Source organism: Methylosinus sp. R-45379 (assembly GCF_001644125.1).
Lineage (GTDB): Bacteria > Pseudomonadota > Alphaproteobacteria > Rhizobiales > Beijerinckiaceae > Methylosinus.
Window position 1 is genome coordinate 1 of sequence record NZ_LUUM01000096.1, and the last position, 1,648, is coordinate 1,648.

The 1,648-nt window shown below is 57.5% G+C and carries 2 protein-coding genes; one reads left to right on the forward strand and one right to left on the reverse strand.

Annotated features, from left to right (window positions below; all coding sequences use genetic code 11):
* Positions 1–99: 99 nt before the first annotated feature.
* On the forward strand, positions 100–522 hold the full coding sequence (locus A1351_RS04880) for a type II toxin-antitoxin system VapC family toxin (RefSeq protein ID WP_064032377.1): 423 nt from the start codon (positions 100–102) through the stop codon (positions 520–522).
* Positions 523–622: 100 nt separating this feature from the next.
* Here A1351_RS04880 and A1351_RS04885 read toward each other — a convergent pair.
* On the reverse strand, positions 623–1,648 hold a 1,026-nt coding region (locus A1351_RS04885; protein ID WP_210178236.1), incomplete at its 5' end, for a hypothetical protein.

Genomic DNA, 1,648 nt, shown 5'->3' on the forward strand with positions numbered 1-1,648 from the left:
AACCGGCGAGGCCCTGATCGCCGCTATGCAGTCCTCGCCCTACCGCGACATCGATATCGAGCCGAAGCGCGAGCGGGCGCCGGTGCGCGACGTCGAGCTGTGACGGGCTGGCTGCTCGACACGAATATTCTCTCGGAGCTGCGCCGCCCCAGACCCGAAGCGAAGGTCGTCGCCTTCATCGCCGCGCAGCCGCTCGATCTGCTCTATGTCAGCACCGTCACGCTCGCCGAAATTCGCTTTGGCATCGAGCTCGTCGAAGACGCGACACGACGCGCCGAGCTCGGCGACTGGCTGACGCACAGAGTGCGTCCGATGTTCGAGCGGCGCGTGCTGCCTGTGAGCGAGGATGTGATCCTCAAATGGCGGCTGCTCGTCGAGGACGGCCGCAAATCCAGACACACATTCTCGCAACCGGGCTTGTTCATCGCGGCGACGGCGCTGCATCACGGCTTGACAGTGGTGACGCGCGACGCCGCCGAATTCGCGCGGGCGCGCGCGCCCGTGCTCGACCCGTGGCGGTGAGGCGGCCTTTTCGCGCCTGACTTTTGCGTCGTGCGAACTGTTGATCGGCCGGGGATCGACGCGCGTGCCGAAAGTCTTGAGTTTTGCAGCAAGCAGAATGTCAAATGCGATGTGTAAACATTGACCGTATGCAAGAGATAGTTTTCTCGTATCTGTCAGAACTCACGCCGCCGCCAAATAAGTTCTCGACGAGGTAACGGAAATCATGCACCCTCCGCTTCTCCTCCTCGACCTCCTTTCGTGCAAAAACTGGCGACAGACAAACACGACCATCTCCGCCAATCCGCACATAAAGCGCATCCTGCTTTCGCCGATCAGTTTTGCCCTCAGCTACATTCTTCGCCCCCCTTTCATAGGGTGGGGGCTCCTGCCAATCCCAAGCGCGCGACTCCCATCTACCTATCTTTTCAAAACGTAGGAGCATGATCGCGCTTTCGATCTCCTCCGGTAGTTGGTCGCCAAGCTCGAAATCACGGGCGACCGATTCGCGTAACTCTTCGAGAGTCTCCCAGTGCATGATTATGTAATCCATAATGAGTCCGACAAGATGTTTACAGGCATGATCGTTCATTGCACGGAGCAAGAAGCGATTGAAATGGATTATGTCATCACGGACTAAGAGCAGAATGAACGCTTTTGCTAACTCTTCTTGGGCAATCAGCAGAATGTAAAGCCGAAGCGATGGCGGATCGCAGTAATCAAGACAATCAGAGTCGTTTACCAATTTATTAGCATTTTCAATGCAAGCATTTATGCTTTCGGAAAGCCCTTTTTTCGTGGGTGTTTGGACATCCACCATCTCTTCCCAGCCCTGCCAGATCGCCCGTATCCATGCCAACCGCGGAAGGATAATCATATGAAGTCCAATATGCGACCAGCATGCAGGATATTTTGTGTGTGCAGTCGCATAACCCGCCAATGTGGAACCGCCTCCTCCCGCCCCTTTCCCAAGGGCCGCCGTCATGGCCGCGCTTGTCGCGGCCATCCACGCCACGCCGCCGCGGCATAGATGAAGGATGAAACGCTCTACACGCGCCTGACGAGCGACCTCTCGCCAAGCGCATTGGCGGACTCGAATCCGCATCGGCCAATCGCCGATAAGGGGAAGCGGCGTGGCGTGGATGGC